The 21,675-nt window shown below is 67.5% G+C and carries 15 protein-coding genes and 1 tRNA gene; 5 read left to right on the top strand and 11 right to left on the bottom strand.

All coding sequences use genetic code 11. The features are described 5' to 3' along the window. Window positions 1–30: 30 nt before the first annotated feature. Window positions 31–2,013 carry a putative bifunctional diguanylate cyclase/phosphodiesterase gene (locus AAIO73_RS11400; RefSeq protein ID WP_345878177.1) on the bottom strand — a complete coding sequence of 661 codons (1,983 nt, stop codon included), beginning with the start codon at window positions 2,011–2,013 and terminating at the stop codon, window positions 31–33. Between the two features lie 234 nt (window positions 2,014–2,247). Between AAIO73_RS11400 and moaA the strand changes: the two genes are divergently transcribed. The 4 genes from moaA (at window position 2,248) to AAIO73_RS11380 (ending at window position 5,313) form a co-directional block, all read left to right on the top strand. Next, window positions 2,248–3,246: a GTP 3',8-cyclase MoaA gene (moaA, locus tag AAIO73_RS11395; protein WP_345878176.1), complete on the top strand. Its 999-nt coding sequence runs from the start codon at window positions 2,248–2,250 to the stop codon at window positions 3,244–3,246. After that, complete coding sequence (locus AAIO73_RS11390) at window positions 3,243–4,010, top strand: NAD kinase (RefSeq protein WP_345878175.1); 768 nt, start codon at window positions 3,243–3,245, stop codon at window positions 4,008–4,010. Before moaA ends, AAIO73_RS11390 begins: the two co-directional genes overlap by 4 nt. A 342-nt stretch (window positions 4,011–4,352) precedes the next feature. Continuing rightward, window positions 4,353–4,427, top strand: a tRNA-Asn gene (locus tag AAIO73_RS11385). A 226-nt stretch (window positions 4,428–4,653) separates the two neighbouring features. After that, complete coding sequence (locus AAIO73_RS11380; RefSeq protein WP_242116668.1) at window positions 4,654–5,313, top strand: CC0125/CC1285 family lipoprotein; 660 nt, start codon at window positions 4,654–4,656, stop codon at window positions 5,311–5,313. Between the two features lie 146 nt (window positions 5,314–5,459). Here the strand turns inward: AAIO73_RS11380 and secA are convergent, their stop codons facing one another. Together secA and AAIO73_RS11370 are read right to left on the bottom strand one after the other, a co-directional pair. Beyond that, window positions 5,460–8,207, bottom strand: a complete 2,748-nt coding sequence (gene secA, locus AAIO73_RS11375; RefSeq protein ID WP_345878174.1) for a preprotein translocase subunit SecA — start codon at window positions 8,205–8,207, stop codon at window positions 5,460–5,462. Between the two features lie 85 nt (window positions 8,208–8,292). After that, complete coding sequence (locus AAIO73_RS11370) at window positions 8,293–8,547, bottom strand: hypothetical protein (protein WP_345878173.1); 255 nt, start codon at window positions 8,545–8,547, stop codon at window positions 8,293–8,295. A gap of 209 nt (window positions 8,548–8,756) precedes the next feature. Between AAIO73_RS11370 and argJ the strand changes: the two genes are divergently transcribed. Beyond that, window positions 8,757–9,983, top strand: a complete 1,227-nt coding sequence (gene argJ, locus AAIO73_RS11365) for a bifunctional glutamate N-acetyltransferase/amino-acid acetyltransferase ArgJ (RefSeq protein ID WP_345878172.1) — start codon at window positions 8,757–8,759, stop codon at window positions 9,981–9,983. A 15-nt stretch (window positions 9,984–9,998) separates the two neighbouring features. On the opposite strand, the gene AAIO73_RS11360 is transcribed toward argJ, so the two are convergent. The 8 genes from AAIO73_RS11360 to AAIO73_RS11325 form a co-directional block, all read right to left on the bottom strand. Next, a complete protein-coding gene (locus AAIO73_RS11360; RefSeq protein ID WP_345878171.1) occupies window positions 9,999–10,310 on the bottom strand; it encodes a hypothetical protein in 312 nt (103 codons plus the stop codon). A gap of 117 nt (window positions 10,311–10,427) precedes the next feature. Next, window positions 10,428–10,751: a thioredoxin gene (gene trxA, locus AAIO73_RS11355; protein WP_055760313.1), complete on the bottom strand. Its 324-nt coding sequence runs from the start codon at window positions 10,749–10,751 to the stop codon at window positions 10,428–10,430. 46 nt (window positions 10,752–10,797) lie between these two features. After that, window positions 10,798–14,223 (bottom strand): double-strand break repair helicase AddA, encoded by a 3,426-nt coding sequence (gene addA, locus AAIO73_RS11350; protein WP_345878167.1) that lies wholly within the window; start codon window positions 14,221–14,223, stop codon window positions 10,798–10,800. Then, window positions 14,210–17,179, bottom strand: a complete 2,970-nt coding sequence (gene addB, locus AAIO73_RS11345) for a double-strand break repair protein AddB (RefSeq protein WP_345878166.1) — start codon at window positions 17,177–17,179, stop codon at window positions 14,210–14,212. The genes addA and addB overlap by 14 nt, the downstream gene beginning before the upstream one ends. Continuing rightward, the gene (locus AAIO73_RS11340; protein ID WP_345878165.1) at window positions 17,172–17,927 is read right to left on the bottom strand and encodes a nucleotidyltransferase family protein; all 756 of its coding nucleotides are present in this window, start codon (window positions 17,925–17,927) and stop codon (window positions 17,172–17,174) included. The genes addB and AAIO73_RS11340 overlap by 8 nt, the downstream gene beginning before the upstream one ends. Continuing rightward, a complete protein-coding gene (locus AAIO73_RS11335) occupies window positions 17,924–18,895 on the bottom strand; it encodes an aminoglycoside phosphotransferase family protein (RefSeq protein ID WP_345878163.1) in 972 nt (323 codons plus the stop codon). The genes AAIO73_RS11340 and AAIO73_RS11335 overlap by 4 nt, the downstream gene beginning before the upstream one ends. Beyond that, window positions 18,880–19,323 (bottom strand): tRNA (adenosine(37)-N6)-threonylcarbamoyltransferase complex ATPase subunit type 1 TsaE, encoded by a 444-nt coding sequence (gene tsaE / locus AAIO73_RS11330; protein ID WP_345878161.1) that lies wholly within the window; start codon window positions 19,321–19,323, stop codon window positions 18,880–18,882. Before tsaE ends, AAIO73_RS11335 begins: the two co-directional genes overlap by 16 nt. Continuing rightward, on the bottom strand, window positions 19,323–21,653 hold the full coding sequence (locus AAIO73_RS11325) for a sensor histidine kinase (RefSeq protein WP_345878545.1): 2,331 nt from the start codon (window positions 21,651–21,653) through the stop codon (window positions 19,323–19,325). The genes tsaE and AAIO73_RS11325 overlap by 1 nt, the downstream gene beginning before the upstream one ends. Window positions 21,654–21,675 lie beyond the last annotated feature (22 nt).

The raw sequence follows: 21,675 nt of genomic DNA, 5'->3' as shown, positions 1-21,675 counted from the left end.
CGGCCCGCTCCCGCTTCGCCGGATCAGACCTTAAGCCAGCAGTTTCTCCAGCGCCGGGACGGTCAGCGGCCCGGCGCACAGGAACCCCTGATAGAGCTGGCAGCCTTCGGTCGCGAGCGCGTCGCGCTGTTCGACCGTCTCGACCCCCTCGGCGATGATCGTCAGATCGAGCGAGCGCGCCATGTCGATGACGCCGCGCACTACCACCCGGTCGCGGTGCGTGCCCACGATATCCTGCGTCATCCGCCGGTCGAGCTTCAGATAATCGAGCGGCAGCGCTTTGAGATAGGCGAGGCTGGAATAGCCGGTGCCGAAGTCGTCGATCGCGACGCGACATCCCGCCGCGCGCAGCGTCGCCAGCAGCCCCGCCGCTTCGCCCAGATCGGCGATCAGCCCGCTTTCGGTGATTTCGACCGTGAGCCGGTCGCGCGGGAAGCCGCCGGCATCGGCCCGCGCCAGTAGCGTGTCGGCGAAGTCGCCATGGGCGATATCCTCTGCGGTGACATTGATCGACAGCCGCAGATGGGACAACGGCGAAGACCAGCCGGCGGCGATCCGCAGCGCGTGCTGCTGGACATGCCCCGACAGCGCCTCCACCAACCCGGCGCGGGCGGCAGCGGCGAAGAGCAGTTCGGCGCCGAGTTCGCCGCGTTCGGGATGGTCCCAGCGGGCCAGCGCCTCGACCCCGACGATCGCGCCGGACAGCAGATGGACCTGCGGCTGGAAGCGGATCGCGATCTCGCCGCGGTCGATCGCGCGGTGGATTTCGACTGCCAGCGTTTCGGCGTCGTCGAGGGGGCGGCGGGCCTGCGCCGCGCCGGCCATATTGCCGGGCAAACCGCTGCCGACCCGGTGCAGCAGCGCGCCGCCATCCTCCCCCACCCGCGCGACGCCGAATGCCTGTTGCAGGGTCAGCGTCACCATCACGCTGCCGGCAACGAACGGACGCGCCAGCGCCTGCGCGAGTGCGGTGTCGAGCCCGGCATCGGCCCCGTGCGGCAACAGCACCGCGAAGTCGGCCCCGCCGAGTCGCGCCAGCGCCGCCCGCGCCACCCCGGCATCGCGCACGGCACGTTCGATCCGCCGCTCGACCGCGCGCAGCAGCGTATCGCCAACGCCGCGCCCCTGTTGCCGGTTGACCGCATCGATCCCGGCAACACTTAGCATCCGTACGCCCGGCCGTTCGCCGGCAAGGATGCGGCGGTCGAGCCACGCCCGCGCGCCGGTCAGGTCGCGCACCGACCCCAACGCCTCGCGCACCGCCGCACCGATATCGCCGATCCGGGCCAACGGTTCGACCAGCGCATGCAGCCGGTGGGTGTGCGGATCGCGCGCGACATGCTGCACCACCCGCCCGACCCCCGGCAGGTCGTGGGCGAAGGCGGTGGCGGGCAGCGTATCGCGCAGCCGCCGGATCGCGCTCAGCGCCGTGCGCCGCCCCGCCTGCCCGATCGTCCGCAGCGCCGCGCGTGACGAGCCGAGTTCGGGCAGGCCGGTCGCCTCGGCCAATGCCGGGGTCAGTTGCAGGGTGCCGCGTTCGCCGTCATGTCGCCAGCCAAGCGCGGCCCCGCCCCCGACATGCGGATCATGCCAGCCACCGCCCATGCGCACGACATGGCGTTCGGCCGAGCGCACCGCCTGCAGCAACACGTCCGCCGCGATAGGGCTGACGAGGAAATGGGTAGCGCCGGCATCGTGCAATTCGCCCAGCCGGGCGCTGTCGTTGCGCGACAACAGCACCAGCAGCGCATCGCCATGTCCTACGATCTGCGCCAGTTCGGCGGTGGCGGCGATCCCCTCCTCGACCGCGCCGCGCGCGTCGATGATGGTGATCGCGGCGCCACTAGCGACGACCCGCTGCCGCAGTCCCTCCGCCCGACGCGCTGCGACGACATGCCAGCCGCCGCGCGACAGGATCGCCGCCAGTTCGTCGCGCTGCCGGAACGACAACAGGAACAGCGCGTGCTGTCGTGCCGCATCCTCGCCGTGCCAACCGGTCATGCCCCCCGTCATGGCGCGATTGTAGGTCCGGGCGGGAACGGCGGCAATGGACAGCTTGTATGGTTCGGTGGCGGACGCTGGGTAGTGGACACGAGGACTGTCGGCTGGTGATAGCAGGATTTCGATCGGGTCCGGGGTGACCAAAAGCGCCGGCCCCGCGACATTCGCACGGCCAAGGGACCATCCGCGACCGAACAACCGTCCGCGCCTTGTCCTCCCCTGCATCCGCTCCTAACTTGGGCGACAATGTCCTGCGCCCCCAACCTGATCGACGCGCATGGCCGCACCATCCGCTACCTGCGGATCTCCGTCACCGATCGCTGCGACCTGCGCTGTCGATATTGCATGGCGGAGGCGATGACCTTCCTGCCCCGCGCCAAGGTGCTGAGCCTCGAGGAAATCGCACTGATCGCCGAACGCTTCGTGGCGCGCGGGATCGATAAAATCCGCCTGTCGGGCGGCGAGCCGCTGGTGCGGCGCGGCGTTGCCGAGTTGTGTCAGCGCCTGGGACGGATGGTCGGAAACGGCCTCGACGAACTGACCATGACCACCAACGCCACGCGGTTGCGCGACCATGCGCCGGCGCTGGCCGATGCAGGTATCCGGCGGATCAATGTCAGCCTCGACAGTCTCGATCCCGCCACCTTCCGCTATGTGACCCGCCACGGCGATGTCGCACAGGTGATCGACGGCATCGCCGCCGCGCGCGAGGCCGGCATCGCGGTCAAGATCAACATGGTGGTGCTGAAGGGGCTGAACGAGGATCAGGTCGGCGAAATGCTCGACTGGTGCGGGCGCGAGGGGCATGACCTGTCGCTGATCGAGACGATGCCGTTGGGCGCGATCGACGAGGATCGCACCGATCGCTTCGTGCCGCTGACGCGGGTGTTCGACACGTTGTCGCAGCGTTTTACTCTGACGCGTGATACGCATCGCACCGGCGGGCCGGCGCGCTACTGGCGGGTCGGCGAACATGGCAACCGGCTGGGGCTGATATCGCCGCTGACCGCCAATTTCTGTGCCGGGTGCAATCGCATCCGGCTGACGACCGAGGGCAAGCTCTATCTGTGCCTCGGCCATGACGACCATGTCGATCTGAAGGATGCGTTGCGCACCGGCGGCTTGGCGGCGGTCGATGCGGCGCTCGACGCCGCCCTGCCGCGCAAGCCCGCGGCGCATGATTTCCGGATCGAGGCAGGAGCGGCGCCCGCGGTTGCCCGTCACATGAGCGTTACCGGCGGATGACGCGTCTCGCCCTGCTCGCATCGCCGACGGCGCAGGCGCGTGCCGCCGAGGAGACGCTGCGCGCCCGCTACGACTTTCGCGGCGTCGAGGATGCCGACCTGATCGTCGCGCTGGGCGGGGACGGTTTCTTGTTGCAGGTGCTGCATATGCTGCTGGAGCGGCGGCGGACGGTGCCGGTGTTCGGCATGAACCTCGGCACGGTCGGGTTCCTGATGAACGAATGGCGGATGGACGAACTGGAGCGGCGATTGGGGCGGGCCAAGCCGTTCCGCGTATCGCCGCTGACCATGACCGCGACGACGATGGACGGCGAGGTCCGGGTCCTGCCGGCGATCAACGAAGTCTCGCTGCTGCGTGAGACGCGGCAGACCGCGAAGCTCGAAGTATCGGTCAACGACCGGGTGGTGATGCCCGAACTGGTATGCGACGGCATCCTCGCCGCGACGCCCGCCGGATCGACCGCCTACAACCTGTCGGCGAACGGCCCGATCCTGCCGATGGGGTCGGCGATGCTGGCGCTGACCCCGATCAGCCCGTTCCGCCCGCGACGTTGGCGCGGCGCGATCCTGCCCGACAAGGCGCGGATCACGCTGAAGGTGCTGGAGCCGGAAAAGCGCCCCGTATCGGCGGTCGCCGATCAGCGCGAGGTGCGCGACGTGGCGCAGGTCGACGTCGCGATCGACCGGGTACGCGACCTGACGCTGCTGTTCGACCCAGAACATGCGTTGGACGACCGGATCACGATGGAGCAGTTCGCCGGCTAGGCCGGCGTAAGTCGAGCGAAGAAGGTGGATTTCGCGCAGAGGCGCGGAGGGGTTTCGCCTGTCGCGAGGTCGTCCGCGCCAGCGGCTTCATTCTTCGTGGCCGCGCAAAACCGCGTCTCCCGTTCGTGGGACGTTCGCGCCGGGCGATCTCTCTGCGCCTCCGCGCCTCTGCGCGAAATCCGCTTTCTGTCGCTTCGCGCTCATCGCGCCTTTGCGTGAACCACCCCCCTTTCCACCCAGAAAAGCGCGGAAATCTGCCTTCGCCAGACTTTCTTCCAAAAATCCGAAAATAACCGCTTGCAAAGCCCGATTCCGCTGGTAGAGACGCGGCCTCGCAGTTGTTCCCTGATAGCTCAGCGGTAGAGCTCTCGACTGTTAATCGAGCGGCCGTAGGTTCGAATCCTACTCAGGGAGCCAGCGATACCCCCCGGAAAATCTGGACTTTTCCCCGATCGGGGCACCGCATCGTTGCGGCGAGACGTCAGTTGTTTTCCGCGTCCGGCTCCACCCCATGGACGATGCCGGAAATGCTTCGTCACACAATTGCTGAACCGACGTTCAGCATCGGGTAATCTGATGTACGCCACGCTCCGTCGTGCTGCGTCCTTGGACCCGAACCCGCGGCGGATCGTTCTTTATGGCAATGGACGATCGCCATGAGTCGGTAGCCATGGCGGCATTGGAGAAACTGATGTTGCTGCACCCTACCCCGCGTGCCCGCCTTCGCGCGATCGGCACGACCCTTGTCGGAGCGCTGGCCCTTGCCGCCTGTGCGACGCCGACCCCCTATCAGCCGGCATCCGGCTCCGGCTTCTATCGCAACGGCTATAGCGACCAGCAGATTGAGCCGAACCGCTATCAGGTGGCGTTCTCGGGCAACAGCCTGACCTCGCGCGAGACGGTGGAGCGCTATCTCCTGTATCGCGCGGCGCAGCTGACGCTGGAGCGCGGCTACGACTATTTTCTGATGGCCGATCGCGACACCAATTTGCGCAGTCGCACCTATTCGACGCCGGGCGTCGGCGGGTTCGGCGGCTGGGGCGCCGGATTTGGTTGGGGCGGCTGGGGTCCGGCATGGCGCTATCGCAGCCCGGCATTCGGCTGGCGCGCATGGGACCCGTTCTGGGGTGATCCGTTCTTCGGCAACACCATGGATATCCGCACCGTCGACAAATATGAGGCGATGGCGGAGATCGTGCTGGGCAAGGGCCCCAAGCCCGCCAACAACGTCCGTGCCTTCGACGCGCGTGCGGTGTTGCAGAGCCTCGGACCGAGCGTGATGGAGCCCGAACCGCGGCGGTAACACTGCGATCGGATGGACACGAAAAGGCCGCCGTTCCCATGGGGACGGCGGCCTTTTCTTATCCCGCCACTTGGAGGCGCAGCCGCAACCCGTGGACCCTATCCCCGCGCAGGCAGGAATACGGCCAGGCAAGAGCGTTAGCCGCCTTACGCCACCAGCGCGCCGTGGCAGTGCTTGTACTTGCGGCCCGATCCGCACGGGCATGGTGCATTGCGGCTGACGCGGCCTTCCCAGCTGGCCGGATCGTCGCCGAGTTCCTCGTCGGGCACCGGCGCCGCCATCTGCAGCATGGGTACGCGGGTGGTGATCAGGCCCTGCGCACCCTCCCCGCCCCAGCTATCGTCCTCGCCCGTCAGCGGATCGATATGCATCGTCAGGAAATCGGGCAGTTCAGGAAGCTCGGGCGGCGCCTGGAAATTGAAATTGGCGTGCGCCATCGTCCGGGTCACGTCTTCGCGGATGCTGGCGAGCATCCGTTCGAACAACGCGAACGCCTCCTGCTTATATTCGTTGATCGGCGTCTTCTGGGCATAGGCGCGCAGGTGGATGACCGCCCGGAGCGCGTCGAGCATCGCCAGATGCTCCTTCCAATGATGGTCGAGCGTCTGGAGCAGGATCGACTTTTCGATCTGCGTCCAGCTATCGGCATCGAGCTCGGCCGATTTCGCCTCGACCAGCGCATCGGCGTCCTTGCGGATGCGTTCTTCCAGCGTTTCGGCGTCGAGGCCGTCCTCGTTCGCGATCCAATCGGCGACCGGCGCGTCGACGCCCAGCAATTCCTGCGCACGCTCGCGCAGCCCCTCGACATTCCATTGTTCGGGATAACTGTCGGGGGGCACGGCGTCGCCGACGACGGTGTTGACGACCGCATGGCGCATGTCGATCACGACGTCGCCGACCGTCTCGGCATCCATGATGTCGGCGCGCTGTTCATAGATGACCTTGCGCTGGTCGTTCATCACGTCATCATATTCGACGACCTGCTTGCGCACGTCGTAGTTGCGCGCCTCGACCTTCTTCTGCGCGGTTTCGATCGCGCGGCTCAGCCACTTGCTGCCGATCGCCTCGCCATCCTCGATATTGTTGCGCATCATCTTGGCAAACAGCGTGTCCGGCCCGAAGATGCGCAACAGATCATCGTCGAGGCACAGGTAGAAGCGCGATAGGCCCGGGTCGCCCTGACGCCCCGAACGGCCGCGCAGCTGGTTGTCGATGCGGCGGCTTTCATGGCGTTCGGTGCCGAGCACGAACAGGCCGCCGGCCTCCAGCACCTTCGCCTTTTCCTCAATGATCTCGGCGCGGATGCGCGCGGCGGCAGCGTCATATTCGCTCGTACCTTCGACCAGATCGGGATGTTCGTCGAGCATCCGGAATTCGAGGTTGCCGCCGAGCTGGATGTCGGTGCCGCGACCGGCCATGTTTGTCGCAATCGTCACCGCGCCCAGCCGGCCCGCCTGCGCCACGATATGCGCTTCGGATTCATGATAGCGCGCGTTCAGCACCTTATGCTCGACGCCTTCCTGCGTGAGGAAATCGGAGAGTAGTTCGGACTTTTCGATCGAGACGGTGCCGACCAGCACCGGCTGGCCCAGCGACGCATGCTCGCGGATCTTCCTTGCGATGGCGCGGAACTTGTCGTCGAGCGTCTTGTAGAATTCGTCTTCCTCGTCGACGCGGCGTACCAGCACGTTGGTCGGGATCGAGACGACGTTCATCTTGTAGATGTCGAAGAATTCGGGCGCTTCGGTCGCGGCCGTGCCCGTCATGCCCGACAGCTTCGGGTACATGCGGAAATAATTCTGGAAGGTGATCGAGGCGAGCGTCTGGTTCTCCGGCTCGATATTCACGCCTTCCTTGGCCTCGGCAGCCTGGTGCAGACCGTCGGACCAGCGGCGGCCGTCCATCATGCGGCCGGTAAATTCGTCGATGATGACGACCTTGCCATCTTTCACGATGTAGTCGGTGTCACGCTTGAACATCATGTTCGCGCGCAGCGCCTGGTTCACATGGTGCACGACCTGCGTGTTTTCGAAGTCATAGAGGTTCGCGCCGAACAGCAACCCGGCCTCTTCCAGCATCCGCTCGACCTTTTCGGTGCCGTCCTCGGTCAGGACCACCGACTTCTGCTTCTCGTCCTTCTCGTAATCGTCCGGCGACAGACGCTTCACGATCTCGTCGACCGAGCGGTACAGGTCGGACTTGTCGTCGGTCGGACCCGAGATGATGAGCGGGGTGCGGGCCTCGTCGATCAGAATCGAATCGACCTCGTCGACGATCGCGAAGTTAAACGGCCGCTGCGTCATCGACGCCCGGTCGAACTTCATATTGTCGCGCAGGTAATCGAAGCCAAATTCGTTGTTGGTGCCGTAGGTGATGTCGGCGGCATAGGCTTCGCGGCGCTGGTGATCGGGGATGTTCGGCACGATCACACCGGTGGTCAGGCCAAGGAAACCATAGACCTGCCCCATCTGCGCCGCGTCGCGCCGTGCCAGATAATCGTTGACGGTGACGACATGGACGCCCTCACCCGGCAGCGCGTTCAGATAGCAGGCGAGCGTCGCGACCAGCGTCTTGCCTTCGCCGGTGCGCATTTCGGCAATTTCGCCCCGGTGCAACACGATGCCGCCGACCATCTGCACGTCGAAATGGCGCATGCCGAGCACGCGGCGCGCGGCTTCGCGGACGGTGGCGAAGGCTTCGGGCAGCAGTGAGTCGAGCTTGGCGCCATTCGCCAACTGCTCACGGAATTTCGGGGTTTGCGCGGCCAGTTCCTCATCGGACATGGCGGTAAGGGTCGGCTCGAAGCCGTTGATCTTGCTGACGATCGAACCGAGCGACTTGACGTAGCGGTCGTTGGACGACCCGAACAAAGATTTGGCGAGGCCACCGAACATGGGAGTTCCTTGAAGATACGGGACGCGCGCCGCATGCGGTCCGGCGGCTGCGCTACAGAAAGGTCGGGAAAAGCGCGGGTGCGCGCTATTCGTGGGTGCGCAGCGTGCGCGCGCGAACCGCGACATAGGGCGCGGGCGTCAGGAACAGCGGGCGCGGTTCACCGGCAAGCGGCTGTTCGGGTCGAGCGATCGCGGTCGTCGGCGCTGCGACGATCGCTACCGCGATCTGCCCCGCAACGGCCTGTGCCTCCGCCACTTGGCGCGCATTCGCGACTCCCACGCCGGGGAGCAGGCCGGTCAGGCCCGTCAGCAGCGCGGAAAGGAACAGCAGCAAACGCAAGCGATACGTCCAGACGGTTTGGTTTTGCGACGGGTCGCCCGGTCGCATGTCGGCGAGACATAGGGAATGGCTGGGCCGGCGTCCAGCCGATGTGCGTCATTGTGACCACACGCAACAAAGCGTTGCAACGCCCGCGCCCATGCGTAGGAACCGTCGCATCATCACCCCCTGCCCCGTGATCGGCGCAGGCCAGACCGGACACCGCGCCCATGTCGACTGCCGTATCCCCGCTCGCCACGCCCTTCCCTGCGTTGCCGCCTATCGGGGGCGTGACGTTGCGCGTGGCGCGGGCGCGGTACAAGAATTGGGACCGCTGCGACCTGACCTTCGTGACGCTGGCCGAAGGGACGGCGGTGGCCGGCGTGCTGACCAACAGCAAATGCCCCTCGCCCGAGGTCGAATGGTGCCGCCGCGCGCTGGTGCTCGGTCGGGCACGGGCACTGGTGGTGAATGCGGGCAACAGCAACGCCTTTACCGGCGATCGGGGCCGCGCGGCAGTCGAAGCGATCGCGGCGCGGACCGCGCAGGCGACCGGGTGCCAGCCGTCCGACGTGTTCGTGGCATCGACCGGCGTGATCGGCGTGCCGCTGCCGATCGACAAGGCCGAGGCCGGGCTGGACGCCGCGTTCGTCGCCGAACCCTGTGGCTGGGAAGCGGCGGCCGAGACGATCGGCACGACCGACACCTTCACCAAGGGCGCGTTCACGACCGCAAGGGTCGGCGATCGGACGATCAAGCTGGCCGGGATCATCAAGGGGTCGGGCATGATCGCCCCCGACATGGCGACGATGCTGGGCTTCCTCTTCACCGATGCGGCGGTCGACCCGGGGTTCCTGCAAGGCGCGCTGGAAGCAGCCAATCGCCAGACCTTTTCGTGCATCACGGTCGATGGCGACACCTCGACCAGCGACACGGTACTGGCCTTCGCGACCGGCACGGCGGGGGGCGATCCGATCGCATCCTTCGATGACGATGGTGCCGATGCGTTCGTCGCGGCACTGCATGACCTGTGCCGGCAGTTGGCGCATCTGGTGGTCCGCGATGGCGAAGGCGCGTCGAAATTCATCGCGGTCACCGTCGAAGGGGCCGAGTCCGACGGCAGCGCGCACCGGATCGCGATGAGCATCGCCAACTCGCCGCTGGTCAAGACCGCGATCGCGGGGGAAGACGCCAATTGGGGCCGGGTGGTGATGGCGGTCGGTAAGGCGGGCGAACCGGCCGAGCGCGACAAGCTGTCGATCCGGTTCGGCACGACGCAGGTCGCCGAAGGCGGTCTGGCGGTGGCGGGCTATGATGAAGCGCCGGTCGCGGCGCATCTGAAGGGGCAGGAGGTCGAGATCGGCGTGAACCTGCACCTTGGCGAAGGCCGTGCGACGGTGTGGACCTGCGACCTGACGCACGGCTATATTTCGATCAACGCCGATTATCGGAGTTGATCGAAACAATAGCTCTTACCAAGATGCGACGATACGCTTGTATCGGCGGGCAATCTCCTGATGGTCGGCTTCGGTAAGTCCGCCGCCATTAGCCAACTTACGTTGCTCAACGAAATCGCGAAGCTGCATGGCTTGGGCGACGCGTTGCCGTTTCATCGTCGGCGTCAGATGACTGTACCCAGGGACATGCGCGGCCGGGTTTAATTCACCCGTAGCGGCTGCTGGCAGCGGACTGGCATAGCGCTCGTTCACCGAGTTCGAAAACTGCGCAAACGCCGGTCCTGCAAGCCCCAAGCTTGCAACTGCGAAGATCATCTGTTTGTACATCAAACGCTCCCTACGCTGCTCCCCGTCCAGAACGTATCGTATATGGGATGCGTTGCAAGCACCCGTCTGATCGGCCAAATTCGGGCGCGCAGCACGCGCGCCCGCGTTGCCCGAAGTTTAGCCCAGTTCACCTTCAAGCCAAGCCTTCAACTGGCTCTTCGGACGTGCGCCCAACAGGTCGGCGACCGGCTGGCCGTTCTTGAACAGCTTCAGCAGCGGGATCGACTGGACGCCCATCGAACCCGCAGTGTCGGGGTTGGCCATGATGTCGACCTTGGCGATCGTGACCTTGTCGCCCAGTTCGTCAGCGATCTCCTCAAGCGCCGGGGCGATCATCTTGCACGGCCCGCACCAGTCCGCCCAGAAATCGACGAGCACCGGCTTGTCGGATTGCAGGACATCGGCGGAAAAGCTGGCGTCGGTTACGGTCTTGGTCGGCATGGGAATCTCCTTCTGGACCGGTATCTATGGTCGCGGGCGCGGCACCTCAAGCTTCGCGGGGCAAGCTTTGTTCCCCGGCCCTATAGCCGGGCTTGTGAGCGTCAAGCAGGTCGGCGGGCAGGACGAACATCACGGGCCCTGCGGTATAGAGCAATGCCGCCTCGATCGCGCGACCGGGAAAGACCACTGTGAGCGCCGCGGCATAGGCGGCCATTTGCTTCAAATGATAGACCGGAATGTCGTCGGTGGAGGACGGCACGCGGCGGCCGGTCTTGAAGTCGACGACGCGCACCACCCGGTCGCCGATGCACAGCCGATCGACCGTGCCCGCCACGACCTGCGTGCCGACGACGGCAGCGATCGGTGCTTCGGCCAGTGCGTCTGGAGCGAACAGGTCGGTAAAGGCCGGATCGTCGAGGATCGCCATCGCGTCGCGCGTGACGCGATGGCGGAGCTTCGCGTCCTCGACCCCCGCAGCTCCTGCCAGCCAGCGTTCGGCAGCAGCGGCGCGCTGGTCGCGTGGCAGCTCGGGGAGGCGTTCGAACAACTGGTGGAGCAGCCGGCCGCGCTCGGCAGCGGCGCGCATCGTCGCCGTCGGCGGCGGGTCGGACACTTCGTCCTCGCCGAGCGCGGAAGGGGCAAGCGGGCGTGGTGGGCGCGCTTCGGCGGGGGCTGGCGCGCGAAGCCAGTCCGGGGCGGCGGTCTGCGGCGACGGGGAGATACCGCGACGGGCGCGAACGGCGACCGGGCTTTGCGGGTTCACGCCGCAGAAGACACGCTCACCCTCCCCCTCGGCCACACCCAGCGCATCGAACGCAGCGGCGGCGGCGCTGTACCAGCTAAGCGCGGGCGGCACCCCCTGACAGCGGGCCGACGGCGCACCGGCGATGACTAGCCGTTCCTCGGCGCGCGTGGCGGCGACGTAGAATAGCCGCCAATGTTCTTCGAGGTCACTTCGGTCACGTTTCGCAACCTCGTCGTCGACCGGCGTGCCACGCTCGCCGCTGCGCGGGCGGAAGACCGGGAAGGCCGCGCCGTTATGGCCGTCCGGCGACCATGCCACGATATCGCGGCGGCTGTTGGCGGGATCGATCGCGGCGTCGGCGAGCAGAACCAGCGGCGCCTGCAACCCCTTCGACCCGTGCACGGTCATCACCCGCACCGCGCCGCCCGACGCCCCCGCGTCGCGCTTGATCTCGACCTCGCCCCGGTCGAACCATTCGACGAAGCGTTGCAGCGAGGACGTCGCGACGCTTTCGAACGACAGCGCGGCGTTGAGCAGTTCGTCGATCGGATCGCGCGCCTCCTCGCCCAACCGCGCGATCAGCTTGCGGCGACCGTCGAGTTCGCCCGACAGCAGTTCCTCCAGGAATCGATAGGGGGTGGCAAAATCGGCACGGCGCAGGATGCGCGACAACGGCTCGACCACGTCGCTGTTCGTGTGGCGCAGGTGCCGCCACAGGCTTCCGCCTTCGCGCAGCGCGCCGGCCAGCAACTGATCCTGCGTCCAGCCGATCAGCGGCGAGACCAACAGGTTGGCGAGGCTTAGATCGTCCTCGGGCTGGAGCGCGAAGCGGATCGCCGCGACCAGATCCTGTACCGCCAGCGGCGCGTCGAGGCGCAGCCGGTCGACGCCCGCGACCGGCACCCCCTCCGCATAGAGCCGCGCAACGATCAGCGAGGCGAGGTCGCCGCGCCGCTTGACCAGCACCATGATGTCGCCGGCCTGCAGCGTCCGGCCCTTGGATTCGAGCGGCAGGGTGCCGATCCAGCCCTTGATCGCGCGGGCAATGTCGCGAGCGATCACGCGGGTCGAGTCGTCGATCCAGCCTTCCTCGTCGTCGCCCGCCGCCTCGACCACGGTCGGCGCCCACAGGGTCACGGTGCCGGGTCCGGGAACTTCGCTGTCATGGGTTTCAGGCGTGTCGATCCCCATGCCGGGGTCGGGCAAGGCGGCGATCGCGGCGTCGACGAACTCCAGAACCGGGCGCGTCGTGCGAAAACTGTGGGTCAGCGACAGCGTGTCGAGTTCGCGCGCATCGCCGCGATAGTCGGCAGGCAGCGCGGCGCGGCGGCTGAAGTCGTGATGCGCCGCGCGGAAATAGATCGGGTCGGTGCCCTGAAAGCCGAAAATCGCCTGTTTGTAATCGCCGACCACGAACAGCGTCCGCATCCCCGCCGCGCGCACCGCGTCGCCGCTGAAATATTCCTCGACCAGCGAGCGGACGATCGCCCATTGCTGCGGATTGGTGTCCTGCGCCTCGTCGATTAGGACGTGCTCGGTGGTCTGGTCGAGCTTGAAGCGCACCCAGTCGCCGATGCCGGGTTGGGCGAGCAGGTTCAGCGTCTCGCGGATCAGATCGTCGAAATCGACCGCGCCTGCCCGCCGCTTGGCGCGGACATAGGCGTCGGCATAGGCGCGCCCGGCCTCGAGCGCACCGGCCAGTGCGTCGGCATAACCGGCCTGCGCGCGGATCGACAGCAATTCGGCGGCGCGAGTGCCGATCGCATCGGCGAGTTCGTCATAATCCGGATCGGCGGCGATCAGCTTGGCCGATGCTTTCTTGAGCGTATCCTTCTGCGTGACGAACATGCTCCGCACGTCGCCCAGCCGCAGCGCACGTTCGGCCGGCGGTTGCGCCAGCCAATCCATGATCGCGCCATGCAGCTTCAACCCGGTCGCCGTGCCCCATGCCCGATTGGCGTCGGCCAGTCGTTCGAGCGCGTCGCAGTCGAATTCGTCGTCGCCGCACGCCTGTGCGATCACCTCGTCCACATCGCCCGAAGGGAGGTGGAAGGCGCGGCGGAGGAACGGCTGAATGCCGCTCGGCAATTCGGCCATCGCCTGCGGATTGCGGGCACATTCGCGCAGGAAATTTTCCGCCGCGCCCTCGCCCATGCGTAGCGACATGGCAGCGATCGCGTCGCCGATGCGGGTCGAGCCGGACCGTTGTTCCTCGACCAGCAACTCCGCCAGTGCCTCGCGCGCCATGCCGGCTTCCTCGCGAGCTTCGAGGGGGCGGAAGCCGGGAACCAGCCCTGCCTCGACCGGAAAACCGGAAAGCAGGCTCTGGCAGAAGCCGTGGATCGTCTGGATCCGTACCCCGCCGCCCGGCGCATCCAAGACACGCGCGAACAGGGTGCGCGCGCGCGCCAGCAACGCCGCGTCGTTCACATCCTCACCCAGCGCGAACAGATCGGCCTTCAGATCGGCGGTCGGCAGCCGCACCCAGCGCGCAAGGCGACTGGCGACGCGCTCGGCCATTTCCGCAGCGCCCGCCTTGGTAAAGGTCAGACACAGGATCGCCGCTGGATCGACCCCGCGCAGCAACAACCGGAACACCCGCGCCGACAGCACGTGGGTCTTGCCGGTGCCTGCCGACGCCGACAGCCAGACATGGCGATGCGGGTCGCTGGCCGCCGCCTGATCGTTCTTCAGTCGCTGGAGCGCGCGGACTTCACTCACGGCCATACCATTCGTCGCGGCGCATCAATTGATCATATTCGGCATAGGGGGCATATTCGGGCACGAGCTTGGCGACGAACGCCTCGTCGCCGGTCAGGAAACGGGCGACGGCGTTCTCGAAATGCCCCTTCGCGATGGCAACGAAGTCGTCGGCGACCACCCGCCCCTTCGATCCATCGGCGTTGACCGGCGAGGTCATCTTGCCGAAGCGGTCGCCGTCCTTGGTCAGCGACCAATATTCGAAGGCGGTGGCGGTGCCGCGTACCCCGCCGAAACAACCCCGTTCGGCCATCAGCCCCAGCAGCCCGAGTTGCAGGCTGTATCCGGCGGCGACCGCCTTGGCACTGGGCGCCTTGCCGGTCTTGTAGTCGATGATGGCGAGGCTGCCGTCGCTCGCGCGGTCGATGCGGTCGGCCTTGCCGGACAGTTCGACGCCGGCGATCTCCAGACAGCCGTCGCATTCGACGCCCGCGACGATCCGTCCTTCGGCCAGCTTCTCGTGGGTAAAGGCAGCGACCCAGTCGATCGCCTCGCGCAGGCGCGGCACCCATAGCGCGCGCAACAGCGGGTGGGTCCGCGGATCATCGGACAGCGCCTGCAATCGACGGTGCAGCTTGGCGGGGTCGAGGGCATCCTCGCGTGCCCAGCGTTCGAGTACGCCATGCACCGCCGTCCCCCGCCATGCGGCGGTCGGATCGGCATCGACCGCGTCGAGCGGCGACAGGCGCAACATCCGCCGGGCGTAGAAGGCATAAGGATCGGCCTTCAACCGATCGACCTCGGTCACTGAGATCCGACGCGGACGCAGGGCAATGGGCGGCCGCGGTGCCGGACGCGGCGCGGCGGCATAACGCTCCGGTGTGTCGATCGCCCGCGCCCAGTCGCGCAAATGCCCGGCACGCTCCAGCCCGTCGTCGAGCGCCTGCAACCGCAGCCACAGCCGCGAGGCGATGGTCGGCGCGGTCGCATCGCGGGCAGCACGGGTCAGAATGACGTCGCGCGCACCCAGCGCTCCGGCAAAGTCATGCGCGGCAAGACCAATCCGGCGTTCGAGACCGGGCAGGCCGAGTTCTGCCCGGATACGCGGCGCGAGCCACGGATCGGGCGATGGCAATTGCGGCCATACGCCCTCGTTCAAACCGCCGAGGATCATCAGATCGGCGGTCTGCAACCGCGCTTCGAGCAGGCCGAGAATGGCGAGGCGGGGATGCGCCCCTTGCGGCGGACGCACAGCGACCTCGTCGAGCAACGTCCGCAACAGCGCCGGCAGCGCGCGCGGATCGAGCGTCTGCGGCCCGATCGGGGCCTGTTCCTCAAGCGCGGCGATCAGTTCGGCGGCGGCGCGGCCCTCGGGCCGGCTCCATGCGGCATCGCCCGCTAGTTCGGTCGCGGTCTCGCGCAGCAGCGCCAGCAGGTCGGCCATCGGCTGCGACCCGGCGGCAAAGGCGTTGGCCAGCGGGGTCAGCAGCGGACAAGCGACCTCCCAGAAGGACTGTGCTGCCGACCGGATCGCAGCGTCGCGCGGTTCACCCTCGCGCAGATGGCGGTCGATCCCCGCCAACCCCGGCGCGGGGCGCGGTCCACGCAGCGCCCGGTCGAGCCGCCGGACACCGTCGAGCCAGACGACGCGCTGTTCGGCCTCGCCGCTCCGGACCAGCGGATGTTTGAGCAGCGACAGCAAGGCGACCGGCGCGAACCCCTGTGCCGCCGCCTCGACCAGCGCCAGCAGCAACGTGCCGGGTGCGAGCAGCGACAGCGGCTGACCGGCGGAATCATCGACCGTCACGCCCCAACGCGCCATATGCGCCGCGACCCGCCGCGCCAGCATACGGTCGGGCGTGACCAGCGCGGCAGTGCGGCCGGGTGTCTCCAGTGCCTCGCGCAGCGCGATGGCGATCGCCTGCGCTTCCTCGGCCGGGGTCGCCAGTTCGACCATTTTCACGCCTGACAGTCGGCGGTCGGCGGCGGGGACGTCGATCCAGTGATGCGTGCGATCGGCGGGGCTGAGCGCCGTGGCGATGGCACGGCTGCGCGTCGGGGTCGCGTCATGCTCGCTCGCCGCCTGCCAGCGGACGAATTCGCGGCGGTTGACGCCCATCCGGTCAAGCAGCAGCTTCAGATGAGATTGCGGATGGGTCTCGATCGACCGCTTGCGCCGCCCGGTCACCGGATCGGGATCATGCGGTCCCAGCGACGCCCATTCCTCCTCGTTCATCGCGAGGTCGAGGCCGGGCAGGACCACCATCCCCTTCGGCAGTCCCGCCACGCATTTCTGGATGCGGGCGATGGCCGGTGCGTTGGTGGCGATACCCGCCGCGCAAACGAACCCCTTGGGCGGCAGGGCGGTCCAGCGCGCGCACAGACGCTTGAGCAGACGCGTGCGCCGGTCGGCAAGGTCGATCCGCCCCAGCGCCGCCAGTTCACCCGGCCAGCGATCGAGGACGATGCGGAACAGTTCGAGCGAGCGTTCCCAATGCGCCGACAGCGTCTCATCGAGGTTCAGCTCGCGCAACGCCAACGGATCGACTTCCTCGACCAGCAACTGGTCGAGCGTGGCGGCAAGGTCTCCCGCCAGCCGCACCGCTTCCGCACCGTCGACCGGGCGACCGGCGCGCTGGCGCTCTTCCGCGACCAGCCGGGCGAGGATCATTCGCCGGGCGAGCGGATCGATCGCGGGTGGGATCGGCGCGGCATCGGCGGGATCGGCAAAGCTGCCCGCGCCTTCATCGAGTTCGGGATCGCCGATCGCGACCAGCCGGGGCAGCAGCAACCCGCCGCCGCTGGCGCGGACGAACGCCTCCTGCACCGTGCGCTTGGCGCGGTTGGTGGGAACCAGCACCATGCCCTGTGCCAGTGCGATCGGGTCGTTGCCGAAGCGGCGGATCAAGCCAACCGCCAGCGCGTCGGCAAACGCGCGGTGGATCGGGATGGTGTAGAGGCCGAGGCGCTTCGCCTCAGCCATCGGCGAGGAACGCTTCGGTCATCGGAATTGCGCTCGGCGTACCGACGTCGAACCAAAGCCCCTGATGGACGACGCCGTACGCCCGCCCGGCCTCGATCGCGCGGTTCCAGAACAGGTTGGTGGAGAAGGCACCCTCCGGCCAGTCCGCGATGACGCGCGGCGACAATATCTGGACACCGGTGAACACGAACGGCGCCAGCCGACCGGGCTTGCGACGGCCGGTGATGCGGCCCAGCGCGTCGATATGAAAATCACCTTGCCCGCGATGGCCGTGCGCCAGTGCTTGCGGCACCAGCAGCAACAGCGCATCCATCTTCGCATCGTCCCACAGCGCGCTGAGCAACTTGATCGAATCGACCGGACCGTCGACCCAAAGATTGTCCGAATTGACGCAGACGAACGGCTGGTCGCCGATCAGTTCGCGCGCCTGCACTAGCCCTCCGCCGGTCTCCAGCAGCTTGGCGCGTTCGTCGGACACCGCGACGTCGATGCCCTTCACCCGGTGCTTCAGATGCGCTTCCATCGCATCGGCGAGATAGTGGACATTGACCACCGCGCGCTTGACCCCCGCCCCGCGCAACCGGTCGAATACGTGGTCGATCAATGGCTTGCCCGCGACCTCCACCAACGGCTTGGGCCGCATCGCGGTCAACGGGCGCATCCGCTTGCCCAGCCCCGCCGCCAGCACCATCGCGGTTTCGGGCACCTGCGCCTGCGGATGGGGGCGGATCGAACGGAGCGTGGTCATGCGAGTTCCTGCGGATCGCCGCGCTTGTGCGGCGGGATGTTGAGATCGAACCAGCGCGCGACCCCGGCCAGCGCCGGATGGGCGAGATCGCGTTCCAGATAGCGCCAGACTCGCGGGCACAGCGCCCCATAGCGCGGCTTGCCGTCGCGCCGCCACAGCCGGGTGAAGATGCCAAGGATCTTCGCGTTCCGCTGCGCCCCGAACAGGTGATAGGCGGCGTCGAACCCCTCGCCCACCCCGGTCGATTCACGGTAGCGGGCGAGCATCGACGCCTCTACGACTGCCGGCACGTCGCGCCGCGCATCCTGCAACAGCGACACAAGATCATAGGCAGGGTGGCCGGCCAGCGCATCCTGGAAATCGAGCAGCCCCAGCCGCGCATCGTCGAGCAACATCAGGTTTTCGGCATGATAGTCGCGCAGCACCGTCACCACCGGCATCTCGGGCAACGCATCGAACGCCGCATTCCATGCCGCGCGATAGCCTTCGCTATCGACGGTCAGGTCCAGTGCGTCGCAATACCATTCGATCAGCAGATCGGCTTCGCGCAGGATGAAGGCACGGTCATAGGGCGGGACCGGCGCGGCTTCATGGCGTTGCAGCCGCAGCAACTGATCGACCGCCGCCGCGTACAGCCGCGCCTCGCTTTCCGGCGCGGCGTCGACCGTCTCGCGCATCCGCATGTCGCCGAAATCCTCCAGCAGCATGAAGCCGCCCGCCGCATCGTCGGCAAGGATCGCGGGCGCGGCAAAGCCCCGTTCGCCGAGCCATGCCGCCATATGCGCGAACTTGCGCGTATCCTCGGGCGGGGGCGCATCCATCAGCACGGCGGTCCGCCCGGCGCCGATCACCCGGTAGTAACGGCGGAACGAGGCATCGACCGCCAGCGGCAAGATCTGCGCGTCGCCCCATCCGGCCCGGGTCAGGAAAGCAGGTGCCGCATCGCGCGGGTTCAGGTCAGCGGCCATCGACTTTCCCAAGCGCCCGGCACGCGCGCTGTCAAGCGCCGCCCGCCCGCGTCGTCGAAGGCGAGGGTCAGCCACAGCGCATCGGGCCAGAAATCTTCGCCCAGCCGTTCAGGCCATTCGACCAGCAACGCGGCATCGTCCAGCGCCTCGTCCAGTCCGAGTTCGAGCGCCTCGTCGGGGTCCTCGATCCGGTACAGATCGACGTGCAGCACGCTGATGCGTACTTCGGGCGGATCATAGGGCTGCACGATCGCGAAGCTGGGCGACGGCGCCTCCCCTTCCAGGCCGAGCGCCGCCAACAGCCCCCGCGCGATGCTGGTCTTCCCCGCTCCCAGCGGCCCAGACAGCGCGACCACATCGCCCGGCTGCAAGACCTTCGCCAACGCTACGCCAAGGGCATGGGCTGCGGCCGCATCGCGCAGATGCATCACGGCTCGCGCGGCAGGTCGATGGTGACCAGCGTCCCCAGCCCCTTTTCGGACACCAGCTCGATGGTGCCGCCATGCGCCTCGACCGCCTGCCGCGCGAGCGGCAGGTCTAGGCTGAGCGCGCGTTCGCCCACCCGTGCCGCGCCGGCTTGCGCGAAGCGATCAAAGGCGCGGGCGACCGCTTCCTTCGACATGCCCGCACCGTCGTCGGAGACCACGATCCGCGCGCGTTGCGCGTCGCCATCGACGTGCAACAGCACACGCCCCCCCTGCCGAAGCCCCACGATCGCATGGTCGAGCAGATGGCCGATCGCCTGCCGCAACCGCCGCGCATCGCCCAGCATCACCCCGGCGGTCGGCGCGATGTCGACCGCCAGTTCGACCCCGCGCGCGGTCGCCGTGGCGCGCGCCGCTTCCGCCGCTTCGCTGGCGATCATCTTAAGCGCGACCGTCGCCCGCGCGACCGGCAGCGTCTCGTTGGCGGTCAGGTCGAGCGTGTCGTCGATCAGCCCGCTCAACCGCTCGACCGATTCGAGGATCGCGTCGGTATAGCGCCCACCATCCTCGGTCAGCTTGCCGGCATAGCCCGCCTGCAACATCTCCGCGAAGCCCTTGATCGAGGTCAGCGGCGTACGCAATTCGTAGCTCATCGACGCGACGAACGCGTTCTTCACGCGATCCGCCGCTTCCAGCGCCTCGTTGCGGTCACGCAATGCCTGTTCCATGCGGCGACTGTCGGAGATGTCGAGCATCGTCAGCAACGCATTGCCATCGGGCAACGGCACCGCGCCGAACTCGTAATGCCGCCCGTCGGCCATGGCGAACCGCCCAGACCGCTGCATGCGCTGTTGCGTGGCAAAGCGGACCAGTTCCGGAATCAACGCGGCGCGGCCGGGATTGGCGAGGCTGTCGGCGACCCGCTCGGCCAGCGCATCGACGCGCGGATGCCCGTCGAGGAACGCATCGTCCAGTCCCCAGACCTGCCGGAATTTCGCGTTCCATATCTGCAACCGGCCATCGGCCGCGAACACGCCCAGCGCCTCGAACAGATTGTCGAACGTCGCGGTGCGCACCCGCAGCAGCGTGTCGCGCGCGCTGGCCAGCTGCACTTCCTCGGTCCGATCCTCAAAGATCAGCAGCAGTCCGCCTTCGGGCAGCGGCTGGGCGACGACGCGGAGATGTGTGCCGCCCGGCACATGCCATTGCTCCTCGATCGCTCCCTCCGCCGCGCGGAACCAGTCGCGCCGTTCCGCCTTCCATCCCGGAAAATCGCGGACTTCGGGCAGGCGCTTCGCCTCGCGCATCCGGTCGAGAACCCGGTCGAATTCGGGGCGATCGGCCAGCCATTCGGGCTTCATCGCAAAGGCGCGGATGAAGGGCTGGTTGTAGAATACCAGCGTCCGGTCGGGCGCGAATTGCGCGACCCCGGCCGACAGCCGATCGAGCATCGCCCGCTGCGCGTCGCGACTGCGCTTCAGCTTGCCGCGCGCTTCCTCGATCTCGTGCACGTCGATCGCGAAGCCGCCCGTCCCGCCGTCGCGCAGCGGCATGTCGTGGACGCGCAGCATCCGCCGCTCGCCATTGATCGTCGCGGGCATCGCCGCCTGCTGCGGCTGCCCGGTATCGCGCGCGATCGACGCGCTGGCCAGCGGCCCGCCCATGCCGACGCCCTCGACCAGTTCGACCTGTCGCGCGATCACCTCGCCCGCATCCAGCGCGTCGACCGCGCGGACATAGGCGGTGTTGACCATGGCCAGGCGCAGCGAATCGTCGCGATACCACATCGGCATCGGTGCGGCCTCGATCAGGCTCGACAGCGCATCGAACGCCGCGCGATATTCCTCCGCCTCGGCACCCAGCGTCGCGATCTCGTCATGGAATTCGGTCGCGTCGAAGAACCAGACCAGCACGCCGCCCGGCGTGTTCAGCGCGGGCGGCGCACGATCGCCGATCGCGAACAAGGAGCGCGCCGATCCGGTCGCGCGGATGACGGTACGGAACGGCTTTCCCCCGCGCAGCGCAGCGTTGATCGCGTCGAGCAGCCGTTCGGCGCTGCCGGGTTCAAGGCCATTGTCGGGATTGCCCAGGTCGGCGGCGCTTGCCGGCATTTCGGTCTGACCCAGTCGATCGGCGAGCGGGCGATCGATCGACAGCCGCCCATCGGCGCGAACCACCATCGCCAGCGCTGGCGACGCCGCCAGCGTCGCGCGCAGCGAATCGAACAGCGCTTGATCCGCCGTCGCCCCCCGCCGCGCCGACACCCCGACATACAGCGCCCAGACGCTGCCGACGATCAACACCGCCAGCACCGCGCCGCACAAAATGGCCATGGTCGGGTCGATTACGATCAAG

It is taken from the genome of Sphingomonas epibiotica (genome assembly GCF_039615155.1).
In the GTDB taxonomy this organism is placed as follows: Bacteria; Pseudomonadota; Alphaproteobacteria; order Sphingomonadales; family Sphingomonadaceae; genus Sphingomonas.
The sequence above is the reverse complement of the archived record's forward strand: the minus strand, read 5'-3'. Positions and strand labels throughout refer to the sequence as shown.